This window comes from Peribacillus simplex NBRC 15720 = DSM 1321 (genome assembly GCF_002243645.1).
Taxonomy (GTDB): Bacteria; Bacillota; Bacilli; order Bacillales; family DSM-1321; genus Peribacillus; species Peribacillus simplex.
The window spans coordinates 5,110,163-5,125,300 of record NZ_CP017704.1 but is presented as its reverse complement, the minus strand read 5'-3'; the positions used below and the strand labels follow the sequence as shown (position 1 = coordinate 5,125,300).

Annotated in this window: 15 protein-coding genes and 1 riboswitch; of the genes, 2 read left to right on the top strand and 13 right to left on the bottom strand. The window is 38.5% G+C overall.

The window, feature by feature from the left end; genetic code table 11:
• Nucleotides 1-73 precede the first annotated feature (73 nt).
• From cls to BS1321_RS24790, 6 genes are all read right to left on the bottom strand, one after another.
• A complete protein-coding gene (gene cls / locus BS1321_RS24815) occupies nucleotides 74-1,531 on the bottom strand; it encodes a cardiolipin synthase (RefSeq protein ID WP_063234506.1) in 1,458 nt (485 codons plus the stop codon).
• Nucleotides 1,532-1,768: 237 nt separating this feature from the next.
• Nucleotides 1,769-2,032, bottom strand: a complete 264-nt coding sequence (locus BS1321_RS24810; protein WP_054395644.1) for a metal-sensitive transcriptional regulator — start codon at nucleotides 2,030-2,032, stop codon at nucleotides 1,769-1,771.
• 171 nt (nucleotides 2,033-2,203) lie between these two features.
• A complete protein-coding gene (locus BS1321_RS24805) occupies nucleotides 2,204-2,647 on the bottom strand; it encodes an SRPBCC family protein (RefSeq protein ID WP_063234505.1) in 444 nt (147 codons plus the stop codon).
• 242 nt (nucleotides 2,648-2,889) lie between these two features.
• The gene (locus BS1321_RS24800; RefSeq protein ID WP_230162379.1) at nucleotides 2,890-3,417 is read right to left on the bottom strand and encodes a DUF4309 domain-containing protein; all 528 of its coding nucleotides are present in this window, start codon (nucleotides 3,415-3,417) and stop codon (nucleotides 2,890-2,892) included.
• A gap of 670 nt (nucleotides 3,418-4,087) precedes the next feature.
• Nucleotides 4,088-5,518, bottom strand: coding sequence for an aspartate ammonia-lyase (gene aspA / locus BS1321_RS24795; RefSeq protein ID WP_063234503.1), 1,431 nt, complete (start codon nucleotides 5,516-5,518; stop codon nucleotides 4,088-4,090).
• A 23-nt stretch (nucleotides 5,519-5,541) separates the two neighbouring features.
• Complete coding sequence (locus tag BS1321_RS24790; protein WP_063234526.1) at nucleotides 5,542-6,531, bottom strand: asparaginase; 990 nt, start codon at nucleotides 6,529-6,531, stop codon at nucleotides 5,542-5,544.
• 229 nt (nucleotides 6,532-6,760) lie between these two features.
• On the opposite strand from BS1321_RS24790, the gene BS1321_RS24785 reads away from it, so the two are divergent.
• Nucleotides 6,761-7,144: a helix-turn-helix domain-containing protein gene (locus BS1321_RS24785; RefSeq protein ID WP_063234502.1), complete on the top strand. Its 384-nt coding sequence runs from the start codon at nucleotides 6,761-6,763 to the stop codon at nucleotides 7,142-7,144.
• Between the two features lie 616 nt (nucleotides 7,145-7,760).
• On the opposite strand, the gene BS1321_RS27930 is transcribed toward BS1321_RS24785, so the two are convergent.
• The 7 genes from BS1321_RS27930 to BS1321_RS24755 all read right to left on the bottom strand — a co-directional run bounded on the left by BS1321_RS27930 (nucleotide 7,761) and on the right by BS1321_RS24755 (nucleotide 14,240).
• The gene (locus tag BS1321_RS27930; protein ID WP_162878727.1) at nucleotides 7,761-7,928 is read right to left on the bottom strand and encodes a hypothetical protein; all 168 of its coding nucleotides are present in this window, start codon (nucleotides 7,926-7,928) and stop codon (nucleotides 7,761-7,763) included.
• Nucleotides 7,929-8,282: 354 nt separating this feature from the next.
• Entirely contained in the window at nucleotides 8,283-9,245 is a 963-nt protein-coding gene (gene mmuM, locus BS1321_RS24780; protein ID WP_063234501.1) for a homocysteine S-methyltransferase, read from the bottom strand.
• Entirely contained in the window at nucleotides 9,235-10,629 is a 1,395-nt protein-coding gene (gene mmuP, locus BS1321_RS24775; protein WP_063234500.1) for an S-methylmethionine permease, read from the bottom strand. Before mmuP ends, mmuM begins: the two co-directional genes overlap by 11 nt.
• An 84-nt stretch (nucleotides 10,630-10,713) precedes the next feature.
• Nucleotides 10,714-10,816: riboswitch (SAM riboswitch) on the bottom strand.
• Between the two features lie 237 nt (nucleotides 10,817-11,053).
• Nucleotides 11,054-11,662: a flavin reductase family protein gene (locus tag BS1321_RS24770; protein WP_063234499.1), complete on the bottom strand. Its 609-nt coding sequence runs from the start codon at nucleotides 11,660-11,662 to the stop codon at nucleotides 11,054-11,056.
• Between the two features lie 20 nt (nucleotides 11,663-11,682).
• Nucleotides 11,683-12,291, bottom strand: a complete 609-nt coding sequence (locus BS1321_RS24765; protein ID WP_063234498.1) for an alpha/beta hydrolase — start codon at nucleotides 12,289-12,291, stop codon at nucleotides 11,683-11,685.
• Nucleotides 12,291-13,238 (bottom strand): ring-cleaving dioxygenase, encoded by a 948-nt coding sequence (locus BS1321_RS24760; RefSeq protein WP_063234497.1) that lies wholly within the window; start codon nucleotides 13,236-13,238, stop codon nucleotides 12,291-12,293. The genes BS1321_RS24765 and BS1321_RS24760 overlap by 1 nt, the downstream gene beginning before the upstream one ends.
• A 24-nt stretch (nucleotides 13,239-13,262) precedes the next feature.
• Entirely contained in the window at nucleotides 13,263-14,240 is a 978-nt protein-coding gene (locus BS1321_RS24755; RefSeq protein ID WP_063234496.1) for a ring-cleaving dioxygenase, read from the bottom strand.
• A 242-nt stretch (nucleotides 14,241-14,482) separates the two neighbouring features.
• Here BS1321_RS24755 and BS1321_RS24750 point away from each other — a divergent pair, with 242 nt between their 5' ends.
• Entirely contained in the window at nucleotides 14,483-15,082 is a 600-nt protein-coding gene (locus BS1321_RS24750) for a nitroreductase family protein (protein ID WP_063234495.1), read from the top strand.
• Nucleotides 15,083-15,138: the final 56 nt, after the last annotated feature.

Below are 15,138 nucleotides of genomic sequence, written 5' to 3'. Positions count from 1 at the left end.
GTCAAACTCGCTTTCTTCGAATTTGTCTACAGTCTGTTCGACCCATATAGTATTGGTCCGCTTATTTTTAAAATTATAATATGGGTGATACCAGCCTTGCAATGGACTCTTTAAAACGAATCCATTTTGAACGCTTTTCAAAATCTTCAATTGTAAGTTGTCTGCAAACTTCGACATCCTTATAAAAAATCCTTGTCAGTGTTTCGGCCATTCCTTCATCATAAATGAAGGCATTGACTTCAAAGTTCAATTTAAAACTTCGGACATCAATGTTAGCTGTTCCCACCGAGGAGACCTCTTCATCCACCACGATCATCTTCGCATGAATAAAGCCGTTATCATAGATGTATATCTTAGCTCCAGCTCTTAATAACTGCCCTGCATTGAAAGTTGTTGCCCAATAAACGAAAAGGTGATCAGGTTTATTGGGAATCATGATTTTCACATCTAATCCTGATAAACTGGCAATTCGGAGTGCATCCAATAAACTTGCATCCGGTATAAAGTAAGGTGTTTGAATGAGAATCGATTTCTTTGCTGAAGAAATTAATTTAATATAGCCATTTTTAATTTGTTCCCATTCAGAATCCGGCCCACTTGTCACTATTTGCATATCTATATTACCTTGAGGTTTTACAATAGGGAAATAATGAGGCTGATAAGTTATATCATGGTGCTTTGATGCCTGATTCCAATCCAGGATAAAACGGGTTTGAATGGCTTTGACAGCCGACCCCTTTATTCGAAGGTGTGTATCACGCCAAAAACCGAATTTTGGATTAAGCCCTAAATACTCATCTCCAACATTAAAGCCTCCAACATACCCTATTTTCCCATCTATGATGACGAGCTTTCGATGGTTACGGAAATTCAGCCGTAAGTTTATAAATTTTAATTTGGATGGAAAGAATGCCTCCACTCTTCCTCCAGCCTGCCTAAATTCCCTGAAGAAACGTTTAGTCATCCCTCTAGAACCCAGCTCGTCATAAAGCAGCCGAACTTTGACGCCTTCATTCGCTTTTTTAGTCAAAGCTTCAATGAATCGTTTACCCAGTCCGTCCCTTTGAATGATGTAGTATTGTATATGTATATGGTTTTCGGCCGCTTCAATATCATTAAAAAGCTGGTCAAACTTATTTTTTCCTTCAGTAAAAATATCGACTTGATTATCTTCAGTAAGCACGGCATCATTGTTCCGGAGATGCATATAAATCAAATCACGGTAATTACTTGAAGAAGCATTTCGAAAAGGAAAATGATCCATTGAAAGCTCTTCCATCTGTTTATCAAGTATTTCTTCAATCCCGATTTTCTTCTTGTCCTCCCATTGGAATAAGTGGGCGTGTCTTAAACTCGTACCAAAAAGGAGATATAAAATAAAACCGACTACAGGCAGAAAATATAACACCAATAACCAAGCCCAGGTCGTGCTCGCTTCCCTTCTTTCAAAAAATATGACAATCGTGGCAAATAAAATATTTAGAATGATGACGAGGCCGAGCAAAACCGATGTAACATGCGTAAATTCCATAGTATACCCTCACTCAATTTTTATCCCTTTAAGGATACCATGCAAATTCTTTATATCAAAGGATTTGCTTATCAGAAATGAAAACAGAGAATTCACAAAAATGGACCTCTTCCTGTAGAGGTCCATTTTAAAAAAATCCATCTCCCCTGAACACTAAAAATTCTCAGATTGGTCAGGGTGTCTTATAATCATTGTCTTAAAAATTTCAATTCAACAATAACAATAAAATATAATTGCTTACCGGCTTTTTACTAATAAATTCACAGCTTCTTTCACTAGCTCTTCGGGATTCTTTTCTCCGGATTCATTAGCCTCCCTGACGCATTCTACAAGATTGGAACTTACTATTACTCCAATTGTCCTATCGATTGCAGATCTAGTCGCAGATAACTGCGTTACTACATCTCTGCAATCTTTGTTTTCCTCCATCATTTTCAATATCCCACGAAGCTGTCCTTCAATTCGCTTCACTCTATTTTTAACTTGCTTATCATATTCCATGTGAGGCCTCCTACCCTGCCTATTACTTATGAATCCTATCCAGACATCCATCATAAAACCCATTCGTTTGAAATGAAGGCTTGATAAAAATCTTACAATTTATAATACATACCACTAAGGTATAATTGTCAAGTGCCAATATCCAATAATGATATCTCCATTATGTAATTTCTATTTTTGTACAAGGAGACTTTGTGCAACTGCCTCAGAAAACTCGATCGTCATTTGGGGAACGTAGGTTTTTAACAAAGCATTGACGATAGGGGCTTTGGCTCCTTTTGCCGTAATCGCCAGACAGCCAGTCATTTTAGTCTGCCCAATTCCGCACTGTTCTGCTAAAAAATAGCCATGTCCATCAAATTTTTCATTTATTCCCTTTAGTTTAAATGTTACCTTATCGGGTTCCATCCATTCCAATATATTCACTTCAAGTTTAATTTTCTTCTTCATTAATCCCAATTCGCTTTTAAACTCCCAAATAAGTATCCCCTCATTTATCATCTCATGATTGATATATCCTGGGACAAGAGGTGCCCAACGATCTATGACACTGACAAATCCCCATACTGTTTTTATTGAAACAGGTAAAATGATACTATGCACGCCTTCTGACAAAGCAGTTCCCCCTTAATCATTCTACTTACATCTTTTTAATGTATGGCTGAACAATATAGATTAGAACGGTAAGATCAGATCCTTAATTAAATTCTCCCGGTGGTGCTGTTTTATATTCAATAAACCATGAAAATATAATAACAGCTCAGGACTTTATATAGTTATGGTTAATGCAAGATCTCCAACCATCAAAGAATCGCCCCTCGCAATAAAGGGACGATCCTTTTTTGTCGTGTTACTTATTAATCTGACGCAAATTCAACAGTATACATATTCAATCTTGGATCTGGGTTAATCCAGGCGCTTTCAAACACGAAGACTACTTTATAATTTTCGTAATCGGTATAGGTGACATAGTACATTCCTTCTTGCTCCACTTCACTAACAGGTTCACCAATCAATTCCTTCAACATGGATAATTGAATGGTTTGCAATTGCGGATCAAAATCATCAATGGCGGTAATCGTCTTTCTACCTGTTGATCCGTCATAGAGGAATCGGACATTATGGGACCAATAATTGGCCGCAACAGTACTTAAATCTTCCGGTGCACCCCAGGCTTTTTCCACTTTCTTCAATGAATCACCTACAGAGAATGGGCCACTGTTAATGGTTTGCTGGGATTCATAAGCTAAACCCATGATCTGCCGAATCAAAAGATCTGGCGTGGATTGTGATGTTAATGAATCTGATGAAGCAAAAGCAGCTTGCCCACTAAACATGAGAAATGCGAGCATTAAAAATGTAACGCTTTGGATAAAACGATTCACTTGTTTCAAAGTTTACCTCCCTTTCCACCTGGAAATGACTAATTACATTATTTTAAATATCTTAAAAAAGATGAAAAATTGCGTATGTCACTCCATTTAGTTTTTACCTTTACTATTAATATTCATTGGAACTCTGGACACAACCATTCATTCAGAAAAAAACCTTTAAATAAATATTAAATCCGATTAAACCATTTCAAAAGAGCCACATTTAATTAAATATTTATCCTGATTAAAACTGGTCCTAAAAAGAATTGGTTAGTTAACTTGATGGCAATGCTGCCTTCTTTGTATGGGCACAAAAAAATCTTGACAGCGTTTTCTTATGAAGATAGTTTAATTATTACAAGTTAACGATGGTGGAGATTTGGAGACTCATGCTTTAAGGGCTAATGCAGGCATATTATTGAGCTCAAGCTTTACCATTCACCCTAGATATATTCTAAGGGGGATGGGGTTTCTATAATAGTTAAACCCCTCCATGATTAGTTCGACGATTTAAAAACAGAATATTCAGTTTTTTAATCCCACAAGCAGTTAAAGGATGTTTGAGGAAAATTTCATATTAGAATGTATATAAATAATGACTATGCCTTTATACCAACGGTCCTAAAGGCATAGTCATTACATCAAAAATCATATAGATTAATGCTTTCTACTAATATACTAGTTATTGTCGATCAAAAAGAGAAGCTCCCGCTATACCGGGCTTTGTCATCTCATAAGGATTTAGAATCAGATCCAATTCTTCTTCTGTCAACACATCATATTGTAAACAAAGTTCGCGAACTGATTTGCCTTTTAATATCGCTTCACGCGCAATACGTGAAACCACTTCGTACCCAAGGTGCGGATTGACTGCTGTAATCACTCCAACACTTTGTTCGACATAATCTTTTAAATGCTGCTCATTAGCTTCAATGCCTTCTAAACAATAATCTGTAAAGACATTGAAAGCATTGTTCATAATGCTGATTGATTGCAATAAATTGAATACAAGCACTGGCTCCATTACGTTCAACTCTAGTTGTCCTGCTTCTGATGCTAAGCAAATCGTATTATCGTTCCCTATCACTTGGAAAGCGACTTGATTAATTAATTCTGGCATTACTGGATTTACTTTTCCTGGCATGATCGATGAACCTGGTTGACGAGCTGGAAGTGTGATTTCTCCTAATCCCGCTCTTGGTCCTGAAGCCATCAAACGTAAATCATTAGCAATTTTAGACATATTCATCATACATACTTTCAATGAAGCTGACACTTCAGTATATGCATCCGTATTTTGGGTTGCATCTACTAAATGTTCTGCTCCTACAAGCGGCAAGTTACTGATTTCAGCTAAATATTTAACAACATTTTCAATGTAACGCGGATCTGCGTTCAATCCCGTTCCCACTGCTGTTGCTCCCATATTCACTTCATATAAATGTTGACGTGATTGACTGATTCGTTTTATATCCCGATCCAACACGCGACTGTATGCCTCGAATTCTTGACCGAGGCGAATTGGCACTGCGTCCTGAAGATGTGTCCGTCCCATTTTGATAACATGATCAAATTGTTTGGCTTTATTCTTTAAAACTGTACTCATCTTGGTCATTGTTTGTAACAATTGCTCCAAAAGTCGTAGTGTTGATAAATGAATGGCAGTTGGAAATACGTCATTCGTTGATTGCGACATGTTAACATGGCTATTTGGACTAACATGTACATAATCACCTTTTTTGTGTCCCATAAGTTCTAACGCTCGGTTGGCAACGATTTCATTAATGTTCATATTCATCGATGTACCCGCGCCGCCTTGAATTGGGTCAACGATGAAATATTCATGCCACTTTCCATCGATCACTTCATCAGAAGCTTTGACGATAGCGCTTCCAATACCATCATATAACCGTTTGGTATCCATATTTGCTAAAGCGGCTGCTTTTTTAATCATGGCTAGTGCACGAATCATTTCTTCATTGACTTTGTAACCGGTAATTGGAAAATTTTCTACAGCGCGTAGAGTTTGTATTCCGTAATAAACATCTGCCGGAATTTCCTTTTCCCCAAGAAAGTCTTTCTCGATTCGGTATGTTCTCTCTTCTATCAACATTTCCTCTTGCCCCTTTGTTTGTTCTAGAATGTAATGTCCTCTGCTATCGGTGTTTCCATCATTTCCTTCACTTTTTTTGGATCCCGTGTCTTGGCTAATATCCACATCAACTTAGGAACGATGGCTTCTGTATTCATATTTCTGGAACGAATGATGACATTCTTGTTTACTTTTCGTCCCACTTCGTAAATATCCATATCTTCCCCTTCTTCTAAACATTGGGTAGTAATGACTACGGATATTCCACATTCGACCAACTCATTCAATTTCTCTAAAATATTTCTTCCTTGAAATGGAATACCGCCGCTTCCATAACTTTCAATTACGATTCCCCGACATTGATTTTTCAGAAAATCAAAGAATTCAGGCTTAATACCGGGATGCAGCTTAACCAAAGCAACATCAGTACATAGGGAAGCATCTAACTTAGCTTCCTTTTTCTTTGGTGAATGAACTGGCTTTAGATACTCAATTTTATCTTTGAATATGGAAGCAATATAAGGATAGTTAATACTTTCAAACGAATCATAGCTTTTCGTTCTCAATTTAATGGCCCTAGTACCCTGGATGACTCTACCATCAAAAACAACATATACTCCTCCAATATCTTCACAAGCAAACCGAATCGCATCAGAGATATTTCTTTTGGCATCTGTCTTTTTGAAGGCAATTGGGATTTGAGAACCTGTAATGACAATTGGTTTCCCTAAATCTTGTAACATATATGAGAGCGCAGCTGAAGTGTAAGCCATTGTATCTGTTCCATGGGTAATCACAAAGCCATCGTAATCATGATAGTGCTCATGGATGGATTGTGCCATTTCTGTCCAATCTTCCGGCTGCATATTTGTACTATCAATATTCATCAAAGGCTTACTATCAATCTGACATAGTAAATCCAATCCCGGTAGGTGACCTAAAATTTCGTCAGCTTTCATCTCTGGAACCAGTCCATTTTCTCCTTCTAACGATGCAATTGTACCACCTGTTGTAAACAACATCAACTTCTTCATTTTTGACTTCAAGTTCTCCAATATACTACCCCCTATAAAGCCTCCTGTTTCACAATCATTCTAATCATCTCAGAAAAGGATATTTTAGTTGAAAATGTACATGTTACGCGTACACCACATGTTATTATAGTCATGTTTCAGAGTGAAATCAAGCTAAAGTTATTCATTACGCGTACACTTATTTCAATATGATGTTATAATGGATTTATATAAAAGGAGAGTAATAATAATGATATTAAATAGATTGACTACATTAAGGAAGGCCAAAAGGTGGTCTTTGCAATATACCGCTGACAGACTCGGAATCGCCAAGAGTACCTATGCAGGTTACGAATCGGGCCATCGCCGCCCTTCATTAGAGACGATTAAATTATTAGCAGGCTTATATGATACATCCACCGATTACATTCTAGGTCGAGTGGATTATCCAGCTTTTCTGCCTAAAGATATTTCCACAGAGTCACCTCAAGTCATGGAATTAACGGATTTACCAAATATGGAGCTAGCTGTCGATGGAATCTCTCTTTCTGAAGAAGAAACGATTCAATTTATCGCTTTTATTAGAGCTAAACGAGAAGTGGAAATAAATCGCGATAAACAAAACGAAACATAGCAGACATTGCGCTATTTCATCAGCAGCCTCATTTTCACGTTTTACCTGGCATGATTTATATCTAAAAAGCTAACTTACCTGGAAATTTTCAGTGTTTTTAAACAGTTAGGATAAGTCGGCCTGGTATTGAATAATCGTTAAGTTCGCCCTTTTTGACGATACCCATAATTATTTCTGGATGACAAGAGAATATGTAGTTATATTTACTTACTGGTCTTAGTAGCCTTGGGAATTCTAATTCTGTCCCAAGACTAGAAATTTCAGTTTTATTAATTATTATAGAAGAAAGTCGGCTTATTAAATGTCATCCATCATCATTATTCTGTTTTCCACTATTGCTTACTTCTATTTCCATCAAGGGAAGATTGATTTAAGTTTAATCTCCGATGATTTTCCCTCTTAATTTATTTGCAACGAAAGAAAAAACCATAGCAAAACTCATGGTTTCCCCCGGATATAAATGAAAATTAAGCCAAAAACAAGAAGCAACATGAAGAGGAAGTTATGTCTTTAATTCATGCGCTTCTTATATTGGAATGCGGAAATTTAATAATCCTTAAAGGAATGGAAAATTGCTCAATATAATGTCTCCACAGATATACTGCATCTCAATATATTAAGGCATCTCATCTTCTTTTTCCCGATTTTTGAAAGCTTCATGTGTGACAATATCCTCAATCTGTTCATACTGGCGACTGTGTTCCTTCTCTTCGCTAATTCTATTATTGGGTAAATTTCCTGGATGTCCTTTTTCTTTGTGATTAAAATTTTTACCACGACTCATAACTCATTCTCTCCTTTCTATTCATTGTTTGTATAGTTTTCCCAAGCACGAAAAAAATATGATTTAATTTCTCTTTTTACTTTTTTTTCAGCAGGATTCTTTTTTAGTCTGCTTTGTGACAAAAAAATAAAAGATATGAATCAACATAAAACGATCCTTCACTCCCGTTCTCGAGCGACTTATTTCTGGAGCGCCAAGAATTAATAAGCAATTCGACCCTTTCAAATAACTCAAAACTGAATAAAGAGCTCAAAAAGAACAGGAACCGCCTGATTATGACGCTTCCTGTTCTTTTTATTTAAGGGTTTCCCAACTACTTACATAACTTATAACAGAGTGATAACAGAAATAAGGCTAGGAGGATACTCCCACGGAAGGTCGCCACTTTCTTGAAATGTCTGCAATATGATGAGGTGCCGTTCTGCAACATCCTCCAATTAAACGTGCCCCTGCATGGTGCCATTCTTCAGATTTCAAGTCGAGCCTGTTACATGATTCTTGACCATGCCATGTTTTAGTTTCTGGATTGTATGATTCACCAGAATTTGGATAAACAATTATTGGTTTATGTGTGTTTGCACGCAACACCTGTATGGCTTCCGTGATACCTGATACAGGCGCACAGTTGATGCCAATTGCTGCAATTTGCTCACAGTCCCCTAACAATCTCGCACACTCCTCCAGCAAGGTACCGTCACTTATCGCTTTTTCATTTTTCAACGAAAAGGATAGCCAAGCATAGACTTCTGGATAATCTTTCAATAATGAATGTAATACTTTTGCTTCTTGCAGGGAAGGAATCGTTTCAAATGCTAAAATGTCAGCTCCTGCTTCAATCAAAGCTGATATTCGTGAGCGATGAAATGCCGCTAAAGTTTCATCTGAAACACCATAGTTTCCTACATACTCTGAACCATCTGCAAGATAAGCCCCATAAGGTCCAACTGATGCAGCAACCAATGGTTTAGGTCTAATCGTTTGATATTCTTCCTTCCAAAATTCATCTCTTGCTTTTCTTGCTAGTAAAACCGTTTTCCGGATTAGCTCCAAAGCCTCTTTTTCTTGTATTCCTCTGAGGGCGAAACCTTCAACTGTTGCTTGGTAGCTTGCCGTTATCGCACAGTCAGCACCAGCACGAAAGTAGTCAGAGTGAACCTGATAAATCACTTCTGGATTTTCAAGCAATACACGTGCAGACCACAGGGGATCGTCCAAATCACACCCATGCCCTTCAAGCTCTGTAGCTAAAGCTCCATCCAAAATCATAACTGAATGATCTCGTAAAATTGCGTCAATTGGGTTCATTTTATTCTTCATGATCTACTCCTCTTTTCTTTATAGTTTGTGTCAGATAATAACTTCCATAGCAAAACAAAATAAAAGGTATGCCACAATATAGTGCAATTCGTTGTGTAGGATCAAATGCAATTCCTATGCAAGAAGCAAGACATAGCATAAAAGAAACGATTGGTACGAGTGGATATAATGGTGTATGATAAGTCAAATCATTTACTGAATTTCCATCTTTTATAAATCGTCTGCGAAATAGAAACTGTGACGCGCTAATACTCATCCAAACTACAACCACGGCTAGTCCAGAAATGGATACAAGCACTATGTATACAGTATCCGGTGCAATAATACTCGAGAAAAGGGCTAAACCACCGCCCAACATACTGAAAATGACTGCATTTACCGGAACACCCCGTTTTGTCAATTTTGCAAATATTGGTGATATAGTTTTCTTATCTGCAAGTGACCAAAGCATTCTGGATGAGGCATATAGTCCTGAGTTTGCAGCAGACAAAATGGCTGTTAATATAACAAAGTTCATAATATCCGCTGCATATGGCACTCCGATCCGTTCCAGAACTGTAACAAAGGGGCTCTCTAATACACTTGCATCCGAAAAAGGCAATAATGCGGATAATACAACGATGGTTCCTACAAAAAAGATAATCAATCTCCATAATGTCATACGGATTGCCTTTGGTATCGTTTTTTCTGGATTCACAGTTTCTCCAGCTGCAATTCCGATTAATTCAGTTCCAGAAAATGCGAAATTCACTGCGAGCATCGTCATTAGAATGGCAAAAGCACCATTCGGAAATAAACCTGCACTTGTAAAATTGGAAAATAACGGAGCTGATTGTGAATTAATTAATGGAACAAATCCTACCATTGCCGCAGCTCCCAGAATAATAAATATCACAATAGCAAATACCTTTATAGACGCAAACCAGAATTCGGATTCAGCGAAAAACTTAACGGTCCACACATTTAATGCCAAGACCAAAATGGCAAATAGAGCACTCCATATCCAGACACTTATTGATGGAAACCATCTCTGCATCAACAATCCTGCAGCCGTGAATTCCGAACCTAGTGCAACAGTCCAAGTTAGCCAGTACAACCAGGCTACTGTATACCCTGTCCCTGGTCCGATGTATTTGGCTGCGTAGCTATGAAACGCACCTGTCTCGGGCATATGTACTGCCAGTTCACCTAGACATAGCATGACTAGATAAACCACTAATGCTCCAATCAGATACGAAAGGATGGTGCCAAACGGGCCAGCCTGGTGAATCGTATAACCCGAACTTAAGAATAAACCAGTTCCAATCACCCCGCCAAGCGATAGCATTATTATATGCCGTGCTTGCATTTGCCTTTGAAAATCATGCTTCCTTTTATTCTCCATTCTTACTCTCCTTAATCTTGCATCCAGAAAAAACGAAAACGCACTCTAAAAAAAGAGTGCGTTACTGACAAATAAACACGTACGGTCTTATCTATCAAGGTTTCACCCCCTGGAATTAGCACAGTGTCTTTTTAGACCTGTTGCTGAGGTTTCATAGGGCCAGTCCCTCCACCTCTCTGGATAAGAAATTATTTTTTTATAACTTTATCAATCTATGAAAAATTTGTCAAGTTTTGTTTCGTTTGTAAAGACTTTCTTTAAAATACTAATAATCATGGCACTTCCGTCATTCAAATGAGATGATTTCTATTTTTTGGAACTGTCGCTCACCGTATTAAAATTGAAGATAAAGCTAACCGGGATAATTTTGGTTTAAAAAAATGACGACATCTTAAAAGATGACGCCATTTTTTCTTTCTTTCCCTTAAGGACGTTCTAGTTCAAATAATTCCCCTAGTTTTGTATAAGTATGACCTGCTAATCTTGCTACAGGTTTTAGCCCATTCTGGTCAATTCGGCCATTATGGTAAATATCCTGCTCTATATGATAGCAGACTATTTTCCCTATTAATAAATCACAACCAGGTTTATTCTTGGAACCTGCCAATGGTATCGCATGCTCTAATGTACATTCAAAGCGTACTTTCGCTTCTTGCAATCCAGGTACGGATACCTTATCACTAACAGCCGGCGTGAAATTGGTAAGACCCAATTCACTTTCGTCAGATGGGAGTTCCTTGGCCGTTCGATTTGCATCAGCAACATTATTTTCATCAGTGATATGAACAACGAACTCACCTGTTTGAATTGCATTTCGGGCAGTGTCCTTTGAAACTCCTTCTTTCCGTTGAACAGAAATGGAAATCATCGGAGGATTGGAACTGACTATGTTGAAAAAGCTGAACGGCGCTATATTGATCGTACCGGTTTCGGATTGTGTAATAACCAGGGCTATAGGTCTCGGTATAATGCTTCCAGTCAAAAACTTATAATTTTCCCGTTCAGTCAGACTTTCAGGATTAACTGAAATCATCTTCATTCCCTCTTTCATTCTTATATAAATTTCTTATAAAACCATGAACCTGCTGCCTCGACCTCTGAACGTGTTAACTGATGACCGTAATTTTCCCAGTGAACATCCACCCTAGCACCAGCTTGCAGTAAAAGTTGATTAAGTTCATCAGTTTCTTCTGCGGGGCAAATCGGATCGTTTTTACCTGCAGCAATAAATACAGGTATATCCGAAAGGGTCGGCAAAGCAATCCCACGTCTCGGCACCATTGGATGATGAAGTATCGCTCCCTTTAGTGCCCCTTCGAAATGGAACATCAAACTTGCGGCTATATTTGCACCATTAGAATAACCTAATGCTACCACTCTGTCACGATCGAAGTCATATTGGCCGGACGCTAATTCCAAGAAGTCATAAAGCTCCTTCGTACGGAAGATCAAATCTTCTTCATCAAAAACCCCTTCAGCTAAACGGCGGAAATAACGAGGCATTCCGTTTTCAAGTACATTTCCCCGTACGCTCAATACGGATGAACCCGGTGAAACCATTTCCGCTAACGGCAAGAGATCTGTTTCCGTTCCTCCAGTGCCATGTAAAAGCAAAAGTAAGGGTGCTTCCGGATTACTTCCTTGTTGAAAAATATGCTTCATCATTTATCCTCCTCTAGTACTCTCGGCACTGCCGGCAGTAACGTTTTCTCCATGATCTCCCTTTTTTCTTCCAGCCATGGCGGCAGCATTAATTTACGACCCATCGTTTCCTTCGTTTCATCATGAGCAAAGCCAGGTGGATCTGTGGCAACTTCAAAGAGTATGCCACCATCTTCCCGAAAATAAATGGCATCGAAGTATTGACGGTCTTTAAAGGGTGTCACGCCATAGCCATGGCTTGCGATATGCTCCCTCCATTCTTTATGATCTTCATTATCGCTTGCACGCCATGCAATGTGATGGACAGTTCCCACTCCGATTTTCCCACTTGGCAAAACCGTTTTTTTAACATCTATCAAATTTCCGATATCCGATGTGGATTTGAAGCGGATGAAATCGCCCTCTTCCCCAATCTTTTGCAGGCCCATCACTTCCTCTAATAGTTCCATCGTTTTGATCGGTTTTGAGGTCAATAATACAGCACCACCGAATCCCTTGACCGCCTTATCAGCTGGTACACCGCCGAATGACCACTCGCTATTTTTACCTTCTTTACGCTCAACCAGTTCAAGTTTCAAACCATGCGGGTCTTGAAATTCCAGATATTCCTCACCGAAACGTGAAACCTTTTCAAAGTCTATGTTAAATTTACCCAAACGCATTTCCCAGAAGCCCATTGACCCTTCCGGAACGGCATATGTTGTAATCCCCACTTGTCCAGAGCCAATTGTCCCTCGGTATGCTTCAGGCCAAGGAAAGAAAGTGATGATAGAGCCCGGTGAACCTGATTCATCTCCGAAATATAAATGATAGGTGCCTGGATCATCAAAATTAACGGTTTTCTTCACCATACGCATTCCCAATACTCCAGCATAAAAATCCACATTCTCTTGAGGATTGCCTACAATTGCGGTTATATGATGTATTCCAGCATTTTGCTTTTGCATGCCGATTACTTCCTTTCCCGTTGATTAATTTGTTGATTTTGTATTCAATGGTTTTAAATTCGATTCAATATCCTTTCTTTTCGATTCTAAAAAAGGTGGCAGGGCAAGGTTCTCACCTAGGTGCTGCTCTGCTTCATCCACTGCAAAACCAGGTCCATCAGTAGCTAGTTCAAATAATATGCCATTCGGCTCCCTAAAATAGAGTGAACGAAAATAAAAGCGATCCACATATCCCGAGTTCACGAATTTCGATTCACTAATTTTCTCTATCCATTTTCTCAATTCTTCTTCATTATCCACCCGGAAGGCAACATGGTGTACTCCACCCCTCCCCAACCTTTCCCGAGGTATGTCATTCCTTTCTTCAATATGAAGTTCCGCTCCTGTTCCTCCCTCACCTGTCTCGTAAACGACAATCGGGTTTTGCCCCCTAATTGAGGATGGGTATGTGCCTAATTTCCTGAATCCCAACACCTCGGTAAGAACACTTTCTGTTTGTTCAATATTGGGTACAGTAAGTTTTACTGGTCCTAATCCAAGGATGGAAAACTCTTGCGGTACCGGGCTTCCATCCCAAGGTAATCCTCCTTGAACGCCGTTATTATCCTGATCAGAAACCAGAAGAAGCCTCTGCCCTTCAGGATCTTTAAAAGAAAGCACCTTCCTTTCAAAACGGCTCGATATTTCATCATGTTCAACATTGAATTCCACAAACCGTTTTTTCCAATATCCTAGCGCTTCATCATCCCTCACCCTTAAAGAAATTTCTGAAATGCTATTGTTTCCCTCATGAGTGCGGGCAGCATTGGGAATTTCAAAAAACGTCAATTCCGTACCCGGTGAACCAATTTGATCTCCATAAAATAAGTGATACACACGAACATCATCTTGATTCACCGTTTTTTTGATTAATCGCATCCCTAAGACTTTTGTGTAGAATTCAAAGTTATTTCCCGCTTTAGCTGTTATCGCCGAGACATGATGTAATCCTTTTAATTCCATCCGTACCACTCCTATCTTTATAAATCTCCCCTTACGGTGATTAATTAATCCGTAAATAATATCTCGAATTCAAAGTATTTAACCTGCGCAATACTTTTAATGCAAATATCTTGATTTAAAGATAAACGACAGTGATAAATTTGTCAACCATTTTCATTCAAATAATTTCACCCGTATTCACTTATTATAAAATATTAAAATCAGGTCAAAATAAATCGGTATAAAGAATGGAGGTGTGATATATGGTTAAAGATTTTTTTAGCGCAATTGAAGATAGACGCTCTTATTATTCCCTTAGCAAGGAACGTGTTGTTCCTAATAAAAGGATTAAAGAAGTTATCGATCATGCCGTTCAATATTCCCCTTCCGCTTTCAACTCCCAAAGTGCAAGAGTGATTGTTTTAACTGGTCAAAGCCACGACCAATTATGGGATATAACGAAAAAAACATTAAGAAAAGCAGTCGGTGACAAAGATTTTGAAAAAACTGAAGAAAAAATGAAGTCATTTATAAATGGTTATGGTACGGTTTTATTCTTTGAGGACCAGGCCATTATAGATAGGCTTCAAGAACAATTCAAAACGTATGCCGAAAACTTTCCGATTTGGTCGAACCAATCGTCTGCCATTTTACAATTTGTCGTATGGACTTCCTTGGAAATTGAAGGGTTTGGGGCAAGTCTTCAGCATTATAATCCTTTAATCGATGACGAAGTGAGAAAGACATGGGATATATCACGTGATTGGAAACTCATCGCACAAATGCCCTTTGGAAAACCCACTGCAGAGCCTGGCGATAAAGACTTCTCACCACTTGAAGAACGTGTGAAATATTATCAATGATACAATAGGGCTGGTTCTAAATAACGAGCCAGCCCTTTCATTTATTTCTCTTTAGT